We start from the raw sequence: 18,286 nt of genomic DNA, 5'->3' as shown, positions 1-18,286 counted from the left end.
CCGGGTCCGAGGGCGGGCGGGTCGCGGCAGCCCGTACGGGCACGCGGCAGCGCATAGGTCTCAGGCCTTCCTCGGGGTCCGCGCCCCGGGGGGTCCCCCCGGCCGGAGGCCGGGGAAGCATGGAGGACGGCAGGAGTTCCTGGCTCCCACGGCGTGAACCGTGGTCACAGTGGCGGGACCGCACCGGGTTTGCACCGGTTTCCTCCCCTTGGCGCCGTCGCTGGCGTGGACGGCCCACCAGGACCGTCCGGGAGCATCGTACGGGGTGGGGCTGAGCTGGGGGAGTGCCGACCGGAAGTGTGATCGGCGGGACGCTGCATCCGGACCGGCAATCTGTATGCTCGCCGCCATGCCACCCACACCCGACGCCGCCGCAGCGGGCCCCGGTGCGCCCGACCGCGGTCGTTCGGACGCCTGCCCGGGGGCCCTTCGTCTGCATACCGCCGACGACGGCGCGCTCGCCAGGATCCGCGTCCCCGGCGGCCTGCTGACGGTCCGTCAGGCACTCGCGCTCGCCGACGCCGCCGAGGAGCTGGGCGACGGCGAGCTGGAGACCACCTCGCGCGGCAACGTCCAACTGCGCGGCCTGCCTTCGGACTGCGGCCGCGAACTCGGGAGCCGGCTGCGCGCCGCCGGGCTGCTGCCCTCGGACACCCACGAGCGGGTCCGCAACATCGTCGCCTCCCCGGCCGCCGGGCTCGACGGGCTGGGCCACGCGGACGTGCAGTCCTGGGTGCGCGAGCTCGACCGGCGGCTCTGCGCGAGCGGGCCGGCGGCGCAGCTCTCCGGCAAGTTCCTGTTCGCCCTGGACGACGGGCGCGGTGACACCGCCGCCCTGGACGCCGATGTGACATTGATCGCAACCGCGGACGGCGGCGCCCTGCTGCGCCTCGGACGCGCCGCCACCGCCCGCCGGGTGCCCCCCGGTCAGGCGGTCGAACACGCCCTCGCCGCCGCCGAGGAGTTCCTGCGCGCGCTGCGGGCCACCGGCACCGCGGCCTGGCACCTGCGTGAGGTGCCGCAGCTGCTCGACCCGGGCCCGGAAGCCCTGCCCGCGCTGCCGGGCGCGACCCCGGCGCCGGGCGTGCTGCCCGGCGGCCTCTCGGTCGGCCTGCGCTTCGGCCGGGTCGGCGCCGCCCAGTGGCGGACCCTGGCCGCGGCCGCGGCCGACGGGCTCCGGCTGACGCCCTGGCGCGGCGTGGTGCTGCCCGGCGCGCCCGCGGAGCGGCTGCCCGTCCTGGCGCGCGCCGGGTTCCGCACCGACCCCGGCTCGGCCTGGGAGCGGGCCAGCGCCTGCACCGGCCTGCCCGGCTGCGCCAAGTCGCAGGCCGACGTGCGGGCGGACGCCGCACGGGCGTTGGACGCGGCGGCCCCGGGCGGCCTGCCCGTGCACTGGTCGGGCTGCGAGCGGCGCTGCGGACATCCGGCGGGGGAGTGGGTGGACGTGCTCGCCACTGGGCAGGGCTACCGGGTGACCCGGATCGGTACGTCGGTGGAACCCCCGGCAGCAGCACGCCCCTTGTCAGCGAACGTGACGACAGAGCAGATGGCCGAGGCAGTGGCCGAGGCCCGGAGGACGAAGTGATCGAGTACGAGAAGGACGGCGCGGCCATCTACCGCCAGTCCTTTGCCACCATCCGGGCCGAGGCCGAACTGGCCCACCTGCCCGCCGACGTGGCGCAGGTCGCCGTGCGGATGATCCACGCGTGCGGCATGACCGACCTGGTCGAGGACCTGCTCTGGTCGCCCGGCGTGGTCGCGAGCGCGCGCGCCGCGCTGCACGCCGGTGCGCCGATCCTGTGCGACGTGTCGATGGTCGCCAGCGGTGTCACGCGCAAGCGGCTGCCCGCCGACAACGAGGTGGTCTGCACCCTCTCCGACCCCTCGGTGCCCGAGCTGGCGAAGAAGATGGGCAACACCCGCAGTGCCGCCGCGATGGAGCTGTGGCTGCCCCGGCTCGAAGGCGCGGTGGTCGCCGTGGGCAACGCGCCGACCTCGCTGTTCCGCCTGCTGGAGCTGATCGAGGCCGGTGCCCCGCGCCCGGCCGCCGTGATCGGCGTGCCGGTCGGCTTCATCGGCGCCGCCGAGTCCAAGGAGGCACTGGCCGTGCACCCGTCCGGGCTGGAGCACCTGGTGGTGCGCGGTCGGCGCGGTGGCAGTGCGATCGCCGCTGCCGCCATCAACGCGATTGCGAGCGAGGAAGAGTGACGGACCATCAGGAGATCGGCACCGGACGTCTCTACGGTGTCGGGCTCGGCCCCGGCGACCCGGAGCTGGTGACCGTCCGCGCCGCCGCGCTGATCGGCCGGGCGGACGTGGTGGCCTACCACAGCGCCCGGCACGGCCGCTCGATCGCCCGCTCGATAGCCGAGCGCTACCTGCGTGGTGACCAGATCGAGGAGCAGCTGGTCTACCCGGTCACGGTCGAGACCACCGACCACCCCGGCGGCTACCGGGGCGCGCTGGACGAGTTCTACGAGGAGGCCGCCGCCCGGCTGGCCGCCCACCTGGACGCGGGCCGCACCGTCGTGGTGCTGGCCGAGGGCGATCCGCTCTTCTACGGCTCGTACCAGCACATGCACAAGCGCCTGGCGCACCGGTACCCCACCGAGGTGGTGCCCGGTGTGACCTCGGTGAGCGCCGCCGCCGCTCGGCTCGGCACCCCGCTGGTCGAGGCCGAGGAGGTGCTGACCATCCTGCCCGGCACCCTCCCCGAGGAGGAGCTGACCGCGCGTCTGGCCGCCACCGACTCGGCGGTCGTGATGAAGCTCGGCCGGACCTTCCCGACCGTGCGGCGGGCGCTGGAGCGGTCGGGCCGGCTGGCGGAGGCCCGGTACGTCGAGCGGGCCACCATGGCGGGCGAGCGCACCGCGCCGCTGGCCGAGGTGGACCCCGAGAGCGTGCCGTACTTCTCGGTCGCGGTCCTGCCGAGCCGGGTCGGGCTCGCCCCCGTCGAGCCGGGCGCCGTCGAGCCGGCTGATGTCGAGTCGGCCGCGGTGCCGACCGTCGTCGATCCGGTCGCTGTCGGCGAGGTGGTGGTGGTCGGTCTCGGGCCGGCCGGACCGCTCTGGCTGACCCCGGAGGCGCGCGGTGAACTCGCCGCCGCCACCGACCTGGTGGGCTACACCACCTACATCGACCGGGTGCCCGTCCGCCCCGGCCAGCAGCGGCACGGTTCCGACAACAAGGTCGAGGCCGAGCGCGCCGAGTTCGCGCTCGACCTGGCCCGGCGCGGACACCGGGTGGCCGTGGTCTCCTCCGGCGACCCGGGCGTCTTCGCGATGGCCACCGCCGTGCTGGAGGCCGCCTGCGAGGAGCCGTACCGCTCGGTGCCGGTGCGGATCGTGCCCGGCATGACGGCCGCGCACGCCGCCGCCTCCCGGGCCGGTGCCCCGCTCGGCCACGACTACGCGGTGGTCTCGCTCTCCGACCGGCTCAAGCCCTGGGAGGCGGTGGCCAAGCGGCTGCGTGCCGCGGCCGAGGCGGATCTGGTGCTCGCGCTCTACAACCCCGGTTCGCAGAGCCGCACCACCCAGGTCGGCCTGGCCCGCGACCTGTTGCTCGAACACCGCGCGCCCGACACTCCCGTGGTGATGGCCCGTGACGTGGGCGGCCCGACCGAGCGCGTGCGGACCGTGCCGCTGGCCGAACTCGACCCCGCCCAGGTCGACATGCGGACCATCCTGCTGATCGGCTCCTCGCAGACCCGGGCGGTCCGCCGGGACGACGGCACCGAGGTGGTCTGGACCCCGCGCCGCTACCCCTCGGCCTGAGCCGGCTCCGGCGGAGCGTCGGTCAGCCCCTGACGCTCCGCCGGAAGACCGCTTCGCGGCAGTGGCACCGCCGTCCGATAACCGGTCGGCGGGCGGCGGTCCGCCCGCTACCATCGCGGCTCATGACAGCCAACGCCGAGACGGCGGAGATACTCGACAGCGCCCTCGCCCGGATCACCGCCGGGTACGTCTTCCCCGAACGCACCGCCGCCATCGACACCGCGATCCGCGGCCACCTCGCCGCCGGAGCCTACGACGGCCTGACCGCACCGGAGTTGTGCGCCGCGGTCACCGCACACCTCCAGGAGGCATGCCCCGACAAGCACCTGAGGCTGCTCCACCAGGAGGAGCCGCAGTCGATGGAGGAGGAGCCGGAGGAGCTCGCGCAGGCGAACTTCGAGGCGATGGCCCTGGCGGCGAACCACGGTGTCCAGCGGGTCGAGCGGCTCGACGGCAACATCGGCTACCTGGACCTGCGCATGATCGGGGAGCCCGGCCCGGCCGCCCGCACCTTCGCGGCCGCCATGGAGATCCTCGCCCGCACCGAGGCCCTGGTCATCGACCTCCGGCAGAACCGGGGCGGCTCGCCCGAGGGCGTCGCCCTCTGGTGCAGTTACTTCTTCCCGGACGGCGACACCCACCTCAACGACATCTACGACCGGGTCACCGACTCCACCCGGCAGTACTGGACCTCCACCCACCTGCCGGCCCCCCGCTACCTCGACCGGCCGGTCTACGTGCTGACCAGCGGCTTCACCTTCTCCGGCGGCGAGGAACTCGCCTACAACCTGCTGGTCAACAAGCGCGCCACGCTGATCGGCGAGACCACCAGGGGCGGCGCCCACCCCACGGCCCGGATCGCCGTCAGCCCGCACATCACCGTCACCGTGCCGACCGCCCGCTCGATCAACCCCGTCACCGGCACCAACTGGGAGGCGGTGGGCGTCGTACCGGACATCGCCGTCCCGGCCGACCAGGCGCTGGAGGTCGCCCTCCGGGAGGCGGCGAGCCTGCTCGCCGGGTAGCCCGTGCGGGGGCGGGCGGCCCGCCCCCGACCGTCCGGGCGGTGGGTGTCAGGGGGCGAGGCCGGCCAGCCAGGCGAGGGCGCCCGGGACGTCCGGGGTGGCCGGGACGCCCCGGGGCAGCTCGGGGCGCCGGACGATCACGACCGGGAGGCCGAGTTCGCGGGCGGCCGTCAGCTTCGGAGCGGTGGCCGCACCGCCGCTGTCCTTGGTGACCAGGACGTCGATCCGGTGCTCGCGGCAGACGGCCCGTTCACCGTCCAGGGTGAACGGGCCCCGGTCCAGCAGGACCTCGGTGTGCGGGGGCATCGGTGCCTCGGGGGCGTCCACCGAGCGGGCCAGGAAGTAGTGGCCGTCGAGGTGCGCGAAGGCGGCCAGCCCCTGACGTCCGGTGGTCAGGAAGACCCGGCGGCCCAGGCCGGGCAGTGCGTCGGCCGCCTCGGCCAGCGAGTCCACCGGATGCCAGCGGTCCCCGGAAACCGGCACCCAGCTGGGACGCCGCAGCGCCAGCAGGGGAACATGTACCTCGGCGGCTGCCTCGGCCGCATTGCGGCTGATGGTTCCGGCGAAGGGATGGGTGGCGTCGATGAGCGCGTCCACGTGCTGCTCGCGCAGCCAGGCGGCCAGCCCCGACGGTCCGCCGAACCCGCCGATCCGCACCTCCCCGGCGGGCAGCCGGGGCTCGGCCACCCGGCCCGCGAGCGAACTGGTCACCCGCAGCGGTGGCGCACCCGCCGGCTGTCCGGCGGCGAGCCGCTCGGCCAGTCGCCGGGCCTCCGTGGTGCCGCCGAGGATCAGGACGTGCCGCACGGGCATGGGAACTCCAGGGGATGTACGTGGCTGAGACGGGAGGCCGCGCCGCACAGCTCAAGAGCAGCGGGCTGCGGCACGGATGGACGACGGGCGCCTGCGCGACGGCGGCGACCGCCGCCGCGTACACGGCACTGCTGACCGGGGAGTTCCCCGACCCGGTGACGATCACGCTGCCCAAGGGGCAGCAGCCCGCCTTCGCCCTCGCCGTGGAGGAACTCGGCTGTCACGGGCAGGAGTTGACGGATCGTCAGGAGGGTGTCGGGGGGCGCGCCTGGGCGATGGCCGGCGTGGTCAAGGACGCCGGGGACGACCCGGACGTCACCCACGGCGCGCTGATCCGGGCCACCGTCCGGCACGCGCCGCCCGGGAGCGGGACGGTCTTCCGCGCCGGGCCCGGCGTCGGCACGGTGACCAAGGCCGGACTGCCGCTGCCCGTCGGCGAACCCGCGATCAACCCGGTGCCCCGGCAGATGATGCGGGACACGGTCGCCGAGATCGCCGCCCGGCACGGCGGCAGCGGGGACGTCGAGGTCGAGATCTCCGTCGACGACGGCGAGCGGATCGCCCGCTCCACCTGGAACCCGCGGCTGGGCATCCTCGGCGGCCTGTCCATCCTCGGCACCACCGGCATCGTGGTGCCCTACTCCTGCTCCGCCTGGATCGACTCCATCCGGCGCGGTGTGGACGTCGCCCGCGCCGCCGGGCGCACCCACGTCGCCGGGTGCACCGGCTCGACCTCCGAGCGGGTCGCCACCGCCGTGCACGGGCTGCCCGAGGACGCCCTGCTCGACATGGGCGACTTCGCCGGGGCCGTCCTCAAGTACCTCAAGCGCCATCCGGTCCCCAGGCTGACCGTCGCCGGCGGTTTCGCCAAGCTCTCCAAGCTCGCCGCCGGCCACCTCGACCTGCACTCCGCCCGCTCCCAGGTCGACAAGGGCTACCTGGCCGAACTGGCCGAGCGGGGCGGCGCGGACCCGGCCCTGACCGCCGCCGTCGCCGCGGCCAACACCGGTCTCGAAGCGGTCCAGCTCTGCTCGGCCGCCGGGGTGCCGCTCGGCGACCTGGTCGCCGAGGCCGCCCGCGCCACCGCACTCGGCGTGCTGACCGGTGCGCCGGTCGCGGTCGACGTCATCTGCATCGACCGCGCCGGAAACATCGTCGGCCGGGCCGCACCGGCCGGTGGAACCCACCGGAGCCGACCCGGCCGGCCCGGCGCCGACTAGCTGCCGCACGGCTCGTGCGGCCGCTCGCGTTCCGGTGAGTACAGGTGGCTGTCACGGAACTGTTCGGCCCCGAGGGTCCGGCCGACCAGGATGACGGCGGTCCGCAGCACCCCGGCCTCCTGCACCCGCGCCGCGATGTCGCCGAGCGTGCCCCGCAGCACCAACTCGTCCGGGCGGCTGGCCATCGCGACCACGGCGGCCGGGCAGTCGGCGCCGTAGTGCGGCAGCAGCTCGTCCACCACGCTGTCCACGTACCGCGCCGCCAGGTGCAGGACGAGCAGCGCACCGCTGCGCCCGAGGGTGGCGAGGTCCTCGCCCTCCGGCATCGGCGTGGCCTGCCTGGCCACCCGGGTGAGGATCACCGTCTGGCCGACCGTCGGCACGGTCAGTTCCCGCTTCAGCGCCGCCGCCGCAGCGGCGAACGCGGGCACGCCGGGCACCACCTCGTACGGGATGCCCGCCGCGTCCAGCCGGCGCATCTGCTCGGCGACGGCGCTGAACACCGACGGGTCACCCGAGTGCAGTCGGGCCACGTCCAGCCCCTCCTCGTGGGCGCGGACGATCTCGGCGATGATCTGGTCCAGGTTCAGCTGGGCGGTGTCGACCAGCCGGGCGTCCGGCGGGCACTCGGCGAGCAGCTCGCGCGGCACCAGGCTGCCCGCGTACAGGCAGACCCCGCTGGCGGCCAGGATCCGCTGGCCGCGCACGGTGATCAGGTCGGCGGCGCCGGGACCGGCTCCGATGAAGTGGACGGTCATCAGGTGTGCGCTCCCTGGGTGTTGGTGCGGGCCTGGTGCCGGCCCGTGCTCTGCGGTTCTTCGGGTGCTGCGGGGCCGGCCGGCCCTGCGGGGCCCGTCGGCGCTCCCGGCTCTGCCGGTCCTCCGGCCTCTGCCGGTGCCGCCGGGGCCTGCGGTTCTCCGGGTTTGACCACCGACCACTGGGTCACCGGCATCGCCTGCCGCCAGCCGGTGAACCCGCCGACCGGTACGGCGTGCGCGACCGCCAGCCGCAGCAGCTCGCCGCCGTGCCGGCGGTACCAGGCGGCCAGCAGGGCTTCCGACTCCAGGGTGACCGTGTTGGCGACCAGCCGTCCGCCGGGCGGCAGCGCGTCCCAGCAGGCCTCCAGCAGGCCGGGTGCGGTGAGCCCACCGCCGATGAACACCGCGTCGGGGGTGGGGAGTTCGGCCAGGGCAGCGGGCGCGGGGCCGGTCACCACGGCCAGCCTGGGCACACCGAGCGCGGCCGCGTTCCGGGCGATTCGTTCCGCCCGGACCGGGTCGCGCTCCACGCTGACGGCCCGGCAGGAGCGGTGTGCGCGCAGCCATTCGATCGCGATGCTGCCCGACCCGCCGCCGACGTCCCAGAGCAACTCACCTGGCACCGGCGCCAGCGCGGCCAGCGTCGCCGCCCGGACGTGGCGCTTCGTCAGCTGGCCGTCCGACTCGTACGCGTCGTCGGGCAGGCCGGGCACCAGCGACCGCCGGGGCGCGCCGGGCGCGGCCGCGCACTCGACGGCGATCAGATTGAGCGCGGCCCCGGGCCCGTACGGCCAGTCCTCGGCGCAGCCGTCCGACTGCCGCTCCTGCGGGCCGCCGAGGTGTTCGAGCACGCGCAGGCGGCTCGGGCCGTAGCCGCGTTCGGTGAGCAGCGCGGCGACGGCGGCCGGGGTGCCCGCGTCCGCGCTGAGCACCAGCAGGCGACGGCCCGGGTGCAGGGCGAGGGTGAGCGTGTCGAGCGGCCGTCCGACCAGGCTGACCACCTCGGTGTCCTCCAGCGGCCAGCCGAGCCGGGCGCAGGCGTACGAGACGGAGGACGGGTGCGGAAACACCCGCAGCCGCTCCGGGCCGACCGTCTCGGCCAGGGCGCGGCCGATGCCGTGGAACATCGGGTCACCGCTGGCGAGCACCGCGAGGCGCCGGTCCGCGTGCTCGGCGAGCAGGCCGGGAACGGCCGGACGCAGCGGGGAGGGCCAGGGCAGCCGGGCGGCGACGACCTCGGGCGGGAGCAGCTCCAACTGGCGCGGGCCGCCGATCACGGTGTCCGCCGCGCGCAGCGCCGCCCGTGTGGGTTCGGCCAGTCCGGCCCAGCCGTCGGCGCCGATCCCGACCACGGTGACCGGACCGGTGGCGGCCCGCCCTTCGGCGGCCGGAGCGGTGGCGGCCGGCCCGGCCGGGTGCGCGTGGTCCGCCGGTCCTGGCGGCACGGGCGGCGTGGCGGTGGCCAACGGGCTACTCCTCTGCTGGTGGTCCGGTGCTGGTGGTCCGGCTGCCGGGCGGGTCACGGTCCGCGCAGGTCGAAAGGGGCAGGCCGCAGCCTACCCGGGCCCGTACGGGCCGCTGCGGGCGCCTGGATCACCCGGGTCGGGACAGGTGGGGACATTCCGGACCCGGGCACGCGCGGTCCGGTCGTCGGAGCGGCTCGCGGCGGGTATCAGCCAGGTGCTGAGCCGTGGAGCGAGAGGAGCGGCCGATGGGTGGCACGGGCCGGACGGGGGCGTGGGTGGTCGACCGGGGGCTGCGGTGGGTGGCGCGCGAGGTGCCGGAGCCGGGGCGGTACGGGGTACTGGTGGCGGTCTCGGTGTGCGGGGTGTGCCGGACCGATCTCCACCTGGTCGAGTGGGACCTGCCGACGCACCTGCCGGAGTGCACGCCGGGTCACGAGATCGTCGGCCGGGTCGTCCGGACCGGGCCCGCGGTGACCGGGTTGGCACCGGGGGACCGGGTCGGAGTGGCCTGGCTGGGGCGGACCTGCCAGGTCTGCCGGTACTGCCGCTCCGGCCGGGAGAACCTGTGCCCGCACTCCCGCTACACCGGGTGGGACCTGCACGGCGGGTACGCCGGCCTGGTGGTCGCCGACAGCCGCTACGTCTACCGGCTGCCGCCCGGCATCCCCGACGAGGAGTGCGCGCCGCTGCTCTGCGCGGGCATCATCGGCTACCGGGCACTGGCGCGGGCCGAGCTGCCGCCCGGTGGACGGCTGGGCGTCTACGGCTTCGGCGCCTCCGCACACCTGACCGCGCAGCTGGCGCTGGCGCGCGGCGCGACCGTCCACGTGTTCACCCGGTCCGAGGAGGCGCAGCGGCTGGCCCTGGCCCTCGGGGCGGCCTCCGCGCAGGACGCGTACGCCGGCTCCCCCGAACCGCTGGACGCGGCGATCCTGTTCGCGCCGGTCGGGTCGCTGGTGCCGGTCGCGCTCGAAGCACTGGACCGGGGCGGGACCCTGGCGATCGCCGGGATCCACCTCACGGACGTGCCGGCGCTCGGCTACCGGCGGCAGCTGTTCCAGGAGCGCACGCTGCGCAGTGTCACGGCCAACACCCGGGCGGACGCCCTGGCCTACCTGGCCGAGGTGACGGCGCACCCGCCGGTGGTGCACCTCCAGAGGTACGCCATGGCCGAGGCGGCCGAGGCACTGGCGGACCTGGCGGCCGGCCGGATCACGGGCGCGGCGGTGCTGGTCGCCGACGGCCGGGCGGACGCGGTCCGGCCGGGCCCGGGGTGACGGGTCCGGGGTGACGGGGCCGGACGGTGTTGACGTCGGCGGGGCGGCGGGCGGCTCGGGCGCCGGCCGGGGGTGCGGCAGGGGGCGGACGGAGTCTGCCGGGGCCGGACCGGGGCCGGTGGGTCCGGCCGGCCCCGCCGCTGACGGCCGGGTGCCGGTCAGAAGGACGAGTTGTAGCGCTCCAGGTAGGCCGCGAGCTGGGCGATGTCCGCGTCGTCCCAGTCGGCGAGGCGGTCCAGGAAGGCGATCCGGCGCTGCTCGTGAGCCGCGCGCATCGCCTCCAGACCGGTGGGGGAGGGGCGCAGGATCTGGCCCCGGTGGTCCTCGGGATCGGTCTCGCGGACCAGGTAGCCGAGCTTCTCCAGGGCACCGACCTGGCGGCTGACCGTCGACTTGTCGAGCATGAAGTAGGCGGCCAGGTCGGCCCCCCGGCAGCCGCCGCGCTCGGTCATCAGGTCGAGCATGCTGAACGCGACCAGGGACAGTTCGGGGTGCAGCTCGGCGGCCCGGCTGCGGGCGCGTCGGGCGAAGGCGGTGAGCTCGCGCTGGATCGACCGGAGGGAGTCGTCACGGGAGGGTGATGCGGCTTTCTCGTTCACGGTTGTATAGTACATCCAGGTGGGTTGCAGATACCAACCTGTCCGGACTTTCGGTTGCATTTGCCAACCAGTTGCCCGGTCGCGAGATCACGAGAAGGACCGTACGGACCATGACCGCACCCCAGGGGACCGCACCCGCCGGCCCCGCCGTCGCACAGTCCGCCATCGAGCGGGCCGCCGCCCCGAAGGCCACCGCCGCCCATGCCGCGCACGCCGCCCATGCCGCACCGGCCCTGTGGCGCAGCCTCGGGCACATCGCCGTCCACCTGCTCACCCCGCTGCTGATGTGCCTGGGCATGGCGCTCGCCTACCTGGGCGCCTTCCACCAGCCGGAGCCGCACCACCTGAAGGTCGCCGTGGTCGGCACCACGCAGCAGGCCCAGGTGCTGGCGCAGACCGTCAAGGACAGGGCGGGCGACGCCCTCGACGTCACCACGCTGCCCGACCGGCAGGCCGCCGAACAGCAGCTGCGCGACCGGAACCTGGCCGGGGCGTTCGTGCCGGGCGGCAAGCACCCCGAACTGCTCGTCGCCAAGGCCGGCTCCGACACCTCCGCGATGGCCGCCGAGGCGGTGTTCCGGACCGTCACGGCCCAGCAGGGTGTCCCGCTCGCCGTCACCGACGTCGCCCCGCTCAGCAGCGGCGACCCGACCGGCCAGGGGATCTTCTTCCTGCTGGTCGCACTGAGCATCGGCTCGTACGGCAGCGTGGCCGTGATCGGTGCGGCGGGCGCGGCGGTGGGCATGCGGGTGCGTGCGCTGGTCGGCCTGGTGACCTCGCTGGCCGTCAGCCTGATCGGGATCGTCACTGCAGGCCCGCTGTTCCACGTCGTCGACCACCACTGCCTTGCCGTCTGGGCGCTCGGCTGGCTCTACTCGGCGGGCATCATCGCGGTCGGAACCGGTCTGCACACCTTCCTCAGGCGCTGGACCACGCTGACCCTGATGGTGCTGTTCGTGATGCTCAACTTCACCAGCTCCGGCGGGATCTACCGCCCCGAGTTGCAGAACGGCTTCTTCGGCGCGCTGCACGCGTTCTGGAACGGCGCGGGCTTCGTCGAGGGCGCGCGCAGCATCCTCTACTTCGACGGCGGCGCCGGACTCGACGGCCGGGTGCTCTCGTTGGTGCTCTGGTTCGTGGCGGGTCTGGCGATGCTCGTCGTCGCAGGCGTGTACGAGCGGCGGCAGGCGCTCCGGGCATCCCAGGCGTCCCAGGCGTCCCCGGTGTCCCGGGCATTCGCGGCGCCCCGGGTGTCTGCGGACCGGGCGGCTGCCGAGCCGGCGGACCGGGCGGCGGACGAGGAGGAGATGGAGGAGGCCGTCGGTGTCTGACACCCGGATCAGCCGTTTCCGGGCGAGCGCCCCTGGCGGGTTCCGGCGAGCGGCAGGCGGGCGACCAGCAGGGCCCCGCGCTCGGACGATTCGGCGGTGAGGGTGCCGCCGTGGTGGCCGGCGATGTCGCGGGCGATGGCGAGGCCGAGCCCCGTGCCGCCGTGGTCGCGGCTGCGGGCGTCGTCGAGGCGGGTGAACCGCTCGAAGACCCGGGCGCGGTCCGCGTCCGGGATGCCGGGCCCGTCGTCGAGCACCTCCAGCACGGCGGTGCCCTCGGGATGGGTGCGCAGGGTGAGTCGGATCTGCTGCTCGGCGTGGCGCTGGGCGTTGTCCAGCAGGTTGGTGAGCAGCCGGGTGAGCCAACTCCGGTTGCCGGTCACGGTGATGTCCGGCTGGAGCCGGGTCAGCACGGCGATCCGGTCGGCGGGCCGGCCGGCGACGCCGGCCCGGCAGAGTTCGGACAGGTCCAGGGGCTCGGTCTTGACCGGGTCGGCGGCGTCCAGCCGGGCGAGCAGCAGCAGGTCGGAGGCCAGGTCCTGGAGCCGGACGGTGTCCTCCAGTGCGTCCTTGACCAGGTCGGGCCAGAGCGCCGGGTCCGGGTGGGCCGTGGCGACCTCGAGCTGGGTGCGCAGCACGGTGATCGGGCTGCGCAGTTCGTGCGAGGCGTCGGCGATGAACTGGCGCTGCCGGGCGCCCGCCTCCTCCAGCCGGTCGAGGGTGCTGTTCATGGTGCGGGCGAGGCGGGCGATCTCGTCCTCGGCGGCCGGGACCGGGACGCGCCGGTGCAGTCGGTGCTCGGTGATGTCGGCGACCTCGGCGCGGATCGCCTCCACCGGGCGCAGCGCCCGGCCCGCGACCCACCAGGTGGCCCAGGCGACGGTGCCGAGCACCAGCGGCAGGCCGACGGCGAGTGCGGCCTTGGTGATCTCGTCGGCCGCGTCCGCATCGCGCAGTGAGGTTCCGGCGTAGATGGTGAGCGGGCCGCTGGGGGTCTGCGTGGTGACGGCGACCAGGCGCTGGTCGTGGTCGTCGTCCACCGGTCCGCCGGACCAGGTGGTGCGGAGGGTGCCGTCCGCCGGGCGCAGGTCGGCCACCGGCGGCTTGCCCGCCAGGTTCTGGCTGGCGGCCACCACCCGGCCGTCGGCGTCCACCGCCTGGATGAAGTCGGCGCCGTGGGCCAGCGGCACCAGATCGGGAAGCCGTCCCTGTGCGGCCAACTGTGCGACGGTGTCGGCCTGTTGGGCGGCGGCCCGCTCGGCGTTGCGGCTCAGGTTGGCGTGCAGGATGGCGAGCAGCGCGAGGGCGGCCGTGCCGAGCGCGACCGCCACGACCGCCGTCGCGCCGACGGTCGCCCTGGCCCGGACGGAGTCCGGCCACAGGCGGCGCAGGGTGCGCAGGGCGCGGGCGCGCAGCAGGGTGCCGAACCGGGCCGGACGGTTCCGGCCGGCTGCGCTCACTCCCGCACCCCCGGGCCGCGGTCGCCGGACGGACCCGCCGCCGGGCGGGCCTCAGCCACCGTCGGCCGCCAGGCGGTAGCCCGCGCCGCGGACGGTCTCCAGCGCCGAGCGTCCGAAGGCCGTGTCGATCTTGCGACGGACGGCGCTCACGTGCACCTCGACCAGGTTGAGGTCCGCCTCGAAGGCCGAGTCCCAGACCTGGTCGAGGATCTCGCGCTTGGGCACCACCTCCCCGGCGCGCCGGGCGAGGTACTCCAGTACGGCGAACTCCCTTGCCGTGAGCCGGACTTCGGCCCCGCCCCGGGTGCAGGTCCGGCGGGCCGGGTCGATCGCCAGGTCGCCGACGGCGAGCGTCTGCGGCAGTCGGCGGCCGGTGCGGCGGTGCAGGGCGCGCAGCCGGGCGACCAGGACGACGTACGAGAACGGCTTGGAGAGGTAGTCGTCGGCGCCGGTGTCCAGCGCCTCCGCCTCGTCGTACTCGCCGTCCTTGGCGGTCAGCATCAGGATCGGCGTCTCGTTCCCGGCCGCGCGCAGGCGGGCGCAGACGCGGTAGCCGTTGAGCCCCGGCAGCATGATGTCCAGCACGATCACGTCGTAGTCGCGCTCGATGGCCAGCCACAGGCCCTGGTGACCGTCGTGGGCGACGTCCACGGTGAAGCCTTCGGCCTGCAGGCCCCGTTGCAGGGCCTGGGCCAGCCGTTTCTCGTCCTCGACCACCAGTACGCGCACGGGGTCCAGGGTCGCACACCGTCCCGGCATCGGCTGAAGCCGTCTTCAGCATGCTTCAGGCCAGCTTCAGCAATGCCTGGCCATGCTGGGCGCCGAGCGGTCGGCGCAGGTCCGGCCGCCTGAGGAGGAACACCAGTATGTCCCAGTCCGTCCCCCCGGAGTCGTTCGAGGCAGCCGGGACCGCTGCGGAGCCGGTCGCTGCCGCCAAGAAGCCGTTCCGGGACCGGTACCTGCGTCTGCCGAGGCGTCGGCCCCGGCTGCTGGCCGTGGGCGCGGCCGTGGTCGTCCTGGGGGTCGCAGGAGTGGGAGCCGCCGCCGTGGTCCACCACGGTCTGGAGCACGAGGGCGGTCGGCACGGCCACTTCGCCGCCGGGCACGAGGGCGCGGGCGAGGGCCACCACGGCGAGGACGCCTCCAAGTCGGGCGAGGACGCGTCGAAGCCCGGTGAGGGTGGCCACTCGCACGGTCACGGCCGGAGCGGCCACGGCGACGGCGAGGGCGGCGGCCTCCCGGGCGGAGACCGGCCCACCGGCGGCGCGGAGCTCGCGCCCGCACCGGTCCCGGCCGTCCCGGCGGACCAGGCGGTCGCCAAGGCCGTCGCCGCCGTCCCCGGTGGCAAGGCCGACGCGCTGCGGGTCGTCGGCCAGCAGGGCGGCGGCAGCGCCTGGGCGGTCGAGGTGCTCGGTGCGGACGGCGTGCGCCACCTGGTCACCGTGGACGGAACGGCCGGTTCGGTGACCGGCAACACCGTTCTCGCCTCGGCGGCGGGTCAGAACTGACCGCTGCCTCCCTCCGCCGCCCGCGCCGCACCTCGCGCAGTGCCGGGCGGCATCCGTACCCCCGGTGAGCAGCGCCGGGAGAACCACCCGGTCCGCCACGCCCCCCCAGCGGCCTCCCCACCGCTGCGGCGGGCCGGGTGGACGGCGGCCTCCGGCCCGGGAGCAGCGGGTGTGGCGGCGCTGCGCAGGGCCTCCGGGCGTTCCGGCCGGTCACCCCGTCGCAGCCGGAAGTCCAGCCCCCCGGCGGCCGACTGCGCTCGCGGCCTGAGCTCGCCGGGCACACCTCTTCCCTCGTTCAGACGTCCGCCACCGCGTAACCGAGCAGGCGGGCACGGTCGGCCGTCGCCTCGAAGTCCGCCGCCGGATCGAGCGCACCGACCGTCCGACGGTCCAGCGGGGCCCCGGCCAGGAGCGCAGCGACGGCCTGCCGGTCGACGGGCCGTTCGTAGTAGTACTCGGCGTCCGTGCGGACGGCCTCGGCGCTGCCGTCGGTCAGCACTCCGAAGAGCCAACCGGCTCCGTCGGTCTCCTCGGGCGCGAACTCCACCGGACCGCATTGCCACGAGGTCGCGCCCGTCTCGCGCCACGCGCACACCGTCGCGTCGAAGAAGCCGTCGAACTGCAGCTCCGGAGCGGCCGGGTAGTGCGCCAGCGCGGTGGGCAGGCCCTCCAGCAGCCCGGGCCAGTGCGCCCTGGGCCACTCCCGCCACGGCGTGGCGTCGCATTCGTGGTCGAAGCCGTAGAGGAAGGCCCCGGCCGGATCGAAGACGATCCCGTACAGATCACCGGAACCGTTCTCCATCGTGGCCAGATCCACGCCCGCACGCCAGTTCGGGATGTAGTCGTACCTCGGGGCGAAGCCGTCGAGGACGACGTCGAGCAGTGCCGGCGCCCGGCAGCGGGCACGCAGGACGTCGGGATCGGCCAGCGCGGACACCAGCTCGTGTACGTTCATGGCGGACATTGAACAGGCCATTGCCGACCGAGTTCGAAATGCCGTTGCCGACGGAAGCGGCCGCATACGACCCTCCCGGTATGGACCTTCCACAGCAGGTGATCGAGCTGGACGACCTGACGCTGCGCCGCTTCGACGGCGAGGCGGACCTTCCGGAGCTCCTCCGGGTCATCGAGGAGTCGTTGGAGCACCTGCGCCCCTGGATGGCCTGGGTCGCCGAGCACAGCCCGGTCAGGACCAGCGACTTCCTGGCCCGCCGCGCGGAACGCTGGGCGACTGGTGGGGAGTTCACCTATGTGATCGTGCTGAACGGCGCGATCGTCGGTGTCTGCTGGCTCCTCCGGCGCGACGACGCCCCGGACAACGGCCGCGAGATCGGCTACTGGCTGCACCCCGCCGCCACCGGCCGCGGAGTGGCCACCCGGGCCGCCCGCGCCCTGGTCGCGCAAGCCTTCCGCCTCCCCGGCGTCGACTGCGTCGAGGTCGTCCACGACCCGGCCAACCGCGCCAGCGGAGCCGTCCCGGCCCGCCTCGGCTTCACCGAACACCTGCGCCGCCCCGCCGAGCGCCTCGCCCCGGCCGAGACCGGCGAGGATCAGATCTGGCGGCTGACCCGCCAACAGGCGGACGGCGCGGTCGCAGAGGTCTGCCGACCGGCACGGGGAGAGCTCCGGAGCCGGGGTCGCTGACGGTGGCGGATCTCCCGCCGGCCGGCACCCTCACGGGCGGGCGGCGCGAGCAGCCCCACCGGCGGTGCCGTCGTTCGAGGTCGTTCCGGGGCCGGTGTGGAGGACTTCGCGGGCCCGTCCGGCGGCGCGGGCGATGCTTTCGCTGATGAAGTCGGGGAAACGGACCGTCGAGGTCGGACGGTCGAGGCATCGGGCGATCTCGGCGTAGGGGGCTGCCGGTCGGCCCCGGTGCGATCCGCCGGTGCTCCTGCCGGGCGAGCCCGCGTCCCGGCACCGCGGTCTCCCCGGTGATCCTCCCTGGCGGTCCCCGATTCCCCGCCATAGCGTTCACTTCTCATCCATTGCAACGACCTGGACGATTGTCGTTGCATTGCTCTTTGGCTCATTGCAACACTTTGCTGCCATTTACCTGCGAAGATGCCAATTTAAGGCAACGAGTGCGTTGCGTAGTTATCGAAAGCAACGTAGCGTTTTCTGCATCAGAAACAACGAGCGAGCGCAGGAGAGCACGATGCAGAAGTTCGACACCCCAGCCCCGATCTCCGCCGTCCTGGACATCCCCGCCGGACGCGTCCAGTTGATCGCCGCCGACCGCACCGACACGACCGTCGAGGTCCGGCCGGCCAACCCCGCCAAGAGCCGCGACGTCAAGGCTGCCGGGCAGACCACCGTCGCCTACGCCGACGGCGTCCTGCGGATCCACACCGCCGAGCCCACGAACCAGCTCTTCGGCCCCTCCGGATCCCTGGAGGTCACCGTCCAGCTGCCCGCCGGCTCCCGCATCGAGGCCAGGACCGCAAGCTCCGAGCTCCGTGGCGTCGGCCGCCTCGGTGACGTCGTCTTCGAAGGCGCGTACCACCAGATCAAGATCGACGAGGCCGAGAGCGTCCGCCTCACCGCGATCGACGGCGACGTCGAGGTCGGCCGGCTGGGCGGCCCCGCGGAGATCAGTACTGCGAGGGGCGACATTCGGATCGCCGAGGCCGTGCGCGGCGCGGTCGTGCTCCGCACCCAGTCCGGCGACATCTCGGTCGTCGCCGCCGCCGGCGTCTCGGCCGCCCTGGACGCCGGCACCGGGTACGGCCGCATCAGCAACGCCCTCAAGAACGACGGCACCACCGACCTCGACATCCGCGCCACCACCTCCCACGGTGACATCAGCGCCCGCAGCCTCTGAAGGAGCGGGGCCAGGAGCATCCGGCCGGGCCCACCGCGATCGAGAACCCCGCCGGTCGTCACCGACGACTCGGCCGTCCGTCCCCAGGGGCCCGCGATCCACGTGCAGGGCCTGGAGAAGTCGTACCAGACGTCCAACGCGACCAGGAGGATTCCCAATGACGCTGTCAAGCTGTCTTGAGGGGCTCTCGGGAGCTGTCTCACGCCGCAGCGGCAGCTGGCTCGGGTGGCCGGGCATC

17 protein-coding genes and 1 riboswitch are annotated in these 18,286 nt (G+C 74.7%); of the genes, 10 read left to right on the top strand and 7 right to left on the bottom strand.

Annotation, left to right across the window (positions count from 1 at the left end):
• Positions 1 to 110: 110 nt before the first annotated feature.
• Positions 111 to 263, bottom strand: a riboswitch (cobalamin riboswitch).
• Positions 264 to 349: 86 nt separating this feature from the next.
• From ACFC1R_RS22180 to ACFC1R_RS22165, 4 genes are all read left to right on the top strand, one after another.
• Entirely contained in the window at positions 350 to 1,585 is a 1,236-nt protein-coding gene (locus tag ACFC1R_RS22180; protein ID WP_375941128.1) for a cobalamin biosynthesis protein CobG, read from the top strand.
• Complete coding sequence (locus ACFC1R_RS22175; RefSeq protein ID WP_375941126.1) at positions 1,582 to 2,208, top strand: precorrin-8X methylmutase; 627 nt, start codon at positions 1,582 to 1,584, stop codon at positions 2,206 to 2,208. Before ACFC1R_RS22180 ends, ACFC1R_RS22175 begins: the two co-directional genes overlap by 4 nt.
• Complete coding sequence (locus ACFC1R_RS22170) at positions 2,205 to 3,773, top strand: precorrin-2 C(20)-methyltransferase (RefSeq protein ID WP_375941124.1); 1,569 nt, start codon at positions 2,205 to 2,207, stop codon at positions 3,771 to 3,773. Before ACFC1R_RS22175 ends, ACFC1R_RS22170 begins: the two co-directional genes overlap by 4 nt.
• 122 nt (positions 3,774 to 3,895) lie before the next feature.
• Positions 3,896 to 4,798, top strand: coding sequence for a S41 family peptidase (locus ACFC1R_RS22165; protein WP_375941122.1), 903 nt, complete (start codon positions 3,896 to 3,898; stop codon positions 4,796 to 4,798).
• Between the two features lie 48 nt (positions 4,799 to 4,846).
• On the opposite strand, the gene ACFC1R_RS22160 is transcribed toward ACFC1R_RS22165, so the two are convergent.
• Entirely contained in the window at positions 4,847 to 5,611 is a 765-nt protein-coding gene (locus ACFC1R_RS22160; RefSeq protein ID WP_375941121.1) for a cobalt-precorrin-6A reductase, read from the bottom strand.
• A 20-nt stretch (positions 5,612 to 5,631) separates the two neighbouring features.
• On the opposite strand from ACFC1R_RS22160, the gene ACFC1R_RS22155 reads away from it, so the two are divergent.
• The gene (locus ACFC1R_RS22155; RefSeq protein ID WP_375941119.1) at positions 5,632 to 6,831 is read left to right on the top strand and encodes a cobalt-precorrin-5B (C(1))-methyltransferase; all 1,200 of its coding nucleotides are present in this window, start codon (positions 5,632 to 5,634) and stop codon (positions 6,829 to 6,831) included.
• On the opposite strand, the gene cobM is transcribed toward ACFC1R_RS22155, so the two are convergent.
• The gene (cobM, locus tag ACFC1R_RS22150) at positions 6,828 to 7,589 is read right to left on the bottom strand and encodes a precorrin-4 C(11)-methyltransferase (RefSeq protein ID WP_375941117.1); all 762 of its coding nucleotides are present in this window, start codon (positions 7,587 to 7,589) and stop codon (positions 6,828 to 6,830) included. The two genes, ACFC1R_RS22155 and cobM, sit on opposite strands and share 4 nt — an antisense overlap.
• Entirely contained in the window at positions 7,589 to 8,941 is a 1,353-nt protein-coding gene (cbiE, locus tag ACFC1R_RS22145) for a precorrin-6y C5,15-methyltransferase (decarboxylating) subunit CbiE (RefSeq protein WP_375941228.1), read from the bottom strand. Before cbiE ends, cobM begins: the two co-directional genes overlap by 1 nt.
• A gap of 359 nt (positions 8,942 to 9,300) precedes the next feature.
• Here cbiE and ACFC1R_RS22140 point away from each other — a divergent pair, with 359 nt between their 5' ends.
• Positions 9,301 to 10,332 (top strand): zinc-binding alcohol dehydrogenase family protein, encoded by a 1,032-nt coding sequence (locus ACFC1R_RS22140; protein ID WP_375941115.1) that lies wholly within the window; start codon positions 9,301 to 9,303, stop codon positions 10,330 to 10,332.
• A 158-nt stretch (positions 10,333 to 10,490) separates the two neighbouring features.
• Here ACFC1R_RS22140 and ACFC1R_RS22135 read toward each other — a convergent pair whose 3' ends face one another.
• Positions 10,491 to 10,931, bottom strand: coding sequence for a MarR family winged helix-turn-helix transcriptional regulator (locus ACFC1R_RS22135; protein WP_375941113.1), 441 nt, complete (start codon positions 10,929 to 10,931; stop codon positions 10,491 to 10,493).
• A gap of 110 nt (positions 10,932 to 11,041) precedes the next feature.
• On the opposite strand from ACFC1R_RS22135, the gene ACFC1R_RS22130 reads away from it, so the two are divergent.
• Positions 11,042 to 12,262, top strand: a complete 1,221-nt coding sequence (locus ACFC1R_RS22130) for a hypothetical protein (protein WP_375941111.1) — start codon at positions 11,042 to 11,044, stop codon at positions 12,260 to 12,262.
• Positions 12,263 to 12,270: 8 nt separating this feature from the next.
• Here ACFC1R_RS22130 and ACFC1R_RS22125 read toward each other — a convergent pair whose 3' ends face one another.
• Together ACFC1R_RS22125 and ACFC1R_RS22120 are read right to left on the bottom strand one after the other, a co-directional pair.
• Complete coding sequence (locus ACFC1R_RS22125; RefSeq protein ID WP_375941109.1) at positions 12,271 to 13,719, bottom strand: sensor histidine kinase; 1,449 nt, start codon at positions 13,717 to 13,719, stop codon at positions 12,271 to 12,273.
• A 51-nt stretch (positions 13,720 to 13,770) separates the two neighbouring features.
• A complete protein-coding gene (locus tag ACFC1R_RS22120) occupies positions 13,771 to 14,448 on the bottom strand; it encodes a response regulator transcription factor (protein WP_375941107.1) in 678 nt (225 codons plus the stop codon).
• A gap of 137 nt (positions 14,449 to 14,585) precedes the next feature.
• Between ACFC1R_RS22120 and ACFC1R_RS22115 the strand changes: the two genes are divergently transcribed.
• A complete protein-coding gene (locus ACFC1R_RS22115; protein ID WP_375941105.1) occupies positions 14,586 to 15,227 on the top strand; it encodes a hypothetical protein in 642 nt (213 codons plus the stop codon).
• Positions 15,228 to 15,522: 295 nt separating this feature from the next.
• On the opposite strand, the gene ACFC1R_RS22110 is transcribed toward ACFC1R_RS22115, so the two are convergent.
• A complete protein-coding gene (locus tag ACFC1R_RS22110) occupies positions 15,523 to 16,182 on the bottom strand; it encodes a hypothetical protein (protein WP_375941103.1) in 660 nt (219 codons plus the stop codon).
• Positions 16,183 to 16,262: 80 nt separating this feature from the next.
• Here ACFC1R_RS22110 and ACFC1R_RS22105 point away from each other — a divergent pair, with 80 nt between their 5' ends.
• Together ACFC1R_RS22105 and ACFC1R_RS22100 are read left to right on the top strand one after the other, a co-directional pair.
• Positions 16,263 to 16,871, top strand: a complete 609-nt coding sequence (locus tag ACFC1R_RS22105) for a GNAT family N-acetyltransferase (RefSeq protein WP_375941101.1) — start codon at positions 16,263 to 16,265, stop codon at positions 16,869 to 16,871.
• A gap of 511 nt (positions 16,872 to 17,382) precedes the next feature.
• Positions 17,383 to 18,048 carry a DUF4097 family beta strand repeat-containing protein gene (locus ACFC1R_RS22100; protein WP_375941099.1) on the top strand — a complete coding sequence of 222 codons (666 nt, stop codon included), beginning with the start codon at positions 17,383 to 17,385 and terminating at the stop codon, positions 18,046 to 18,048.
• Positions 18,049 to 18,286 lie beyond the last annotated feature (238 nt).

This window comes from Kitasatospora sp. NPDC056138, assembly GCF_042264695.1.
Classification (GTDB): Bacteria; Actinomycetota; Actinomycetes; order Streptomycetales; family Streptomycetaceae; genus Kitasatospora.
The sequence above is the reverse complement of the archived record's forward strand: the minus strand, read 5'-3'. Positions and strand labels throughout refer to the sequence as shown.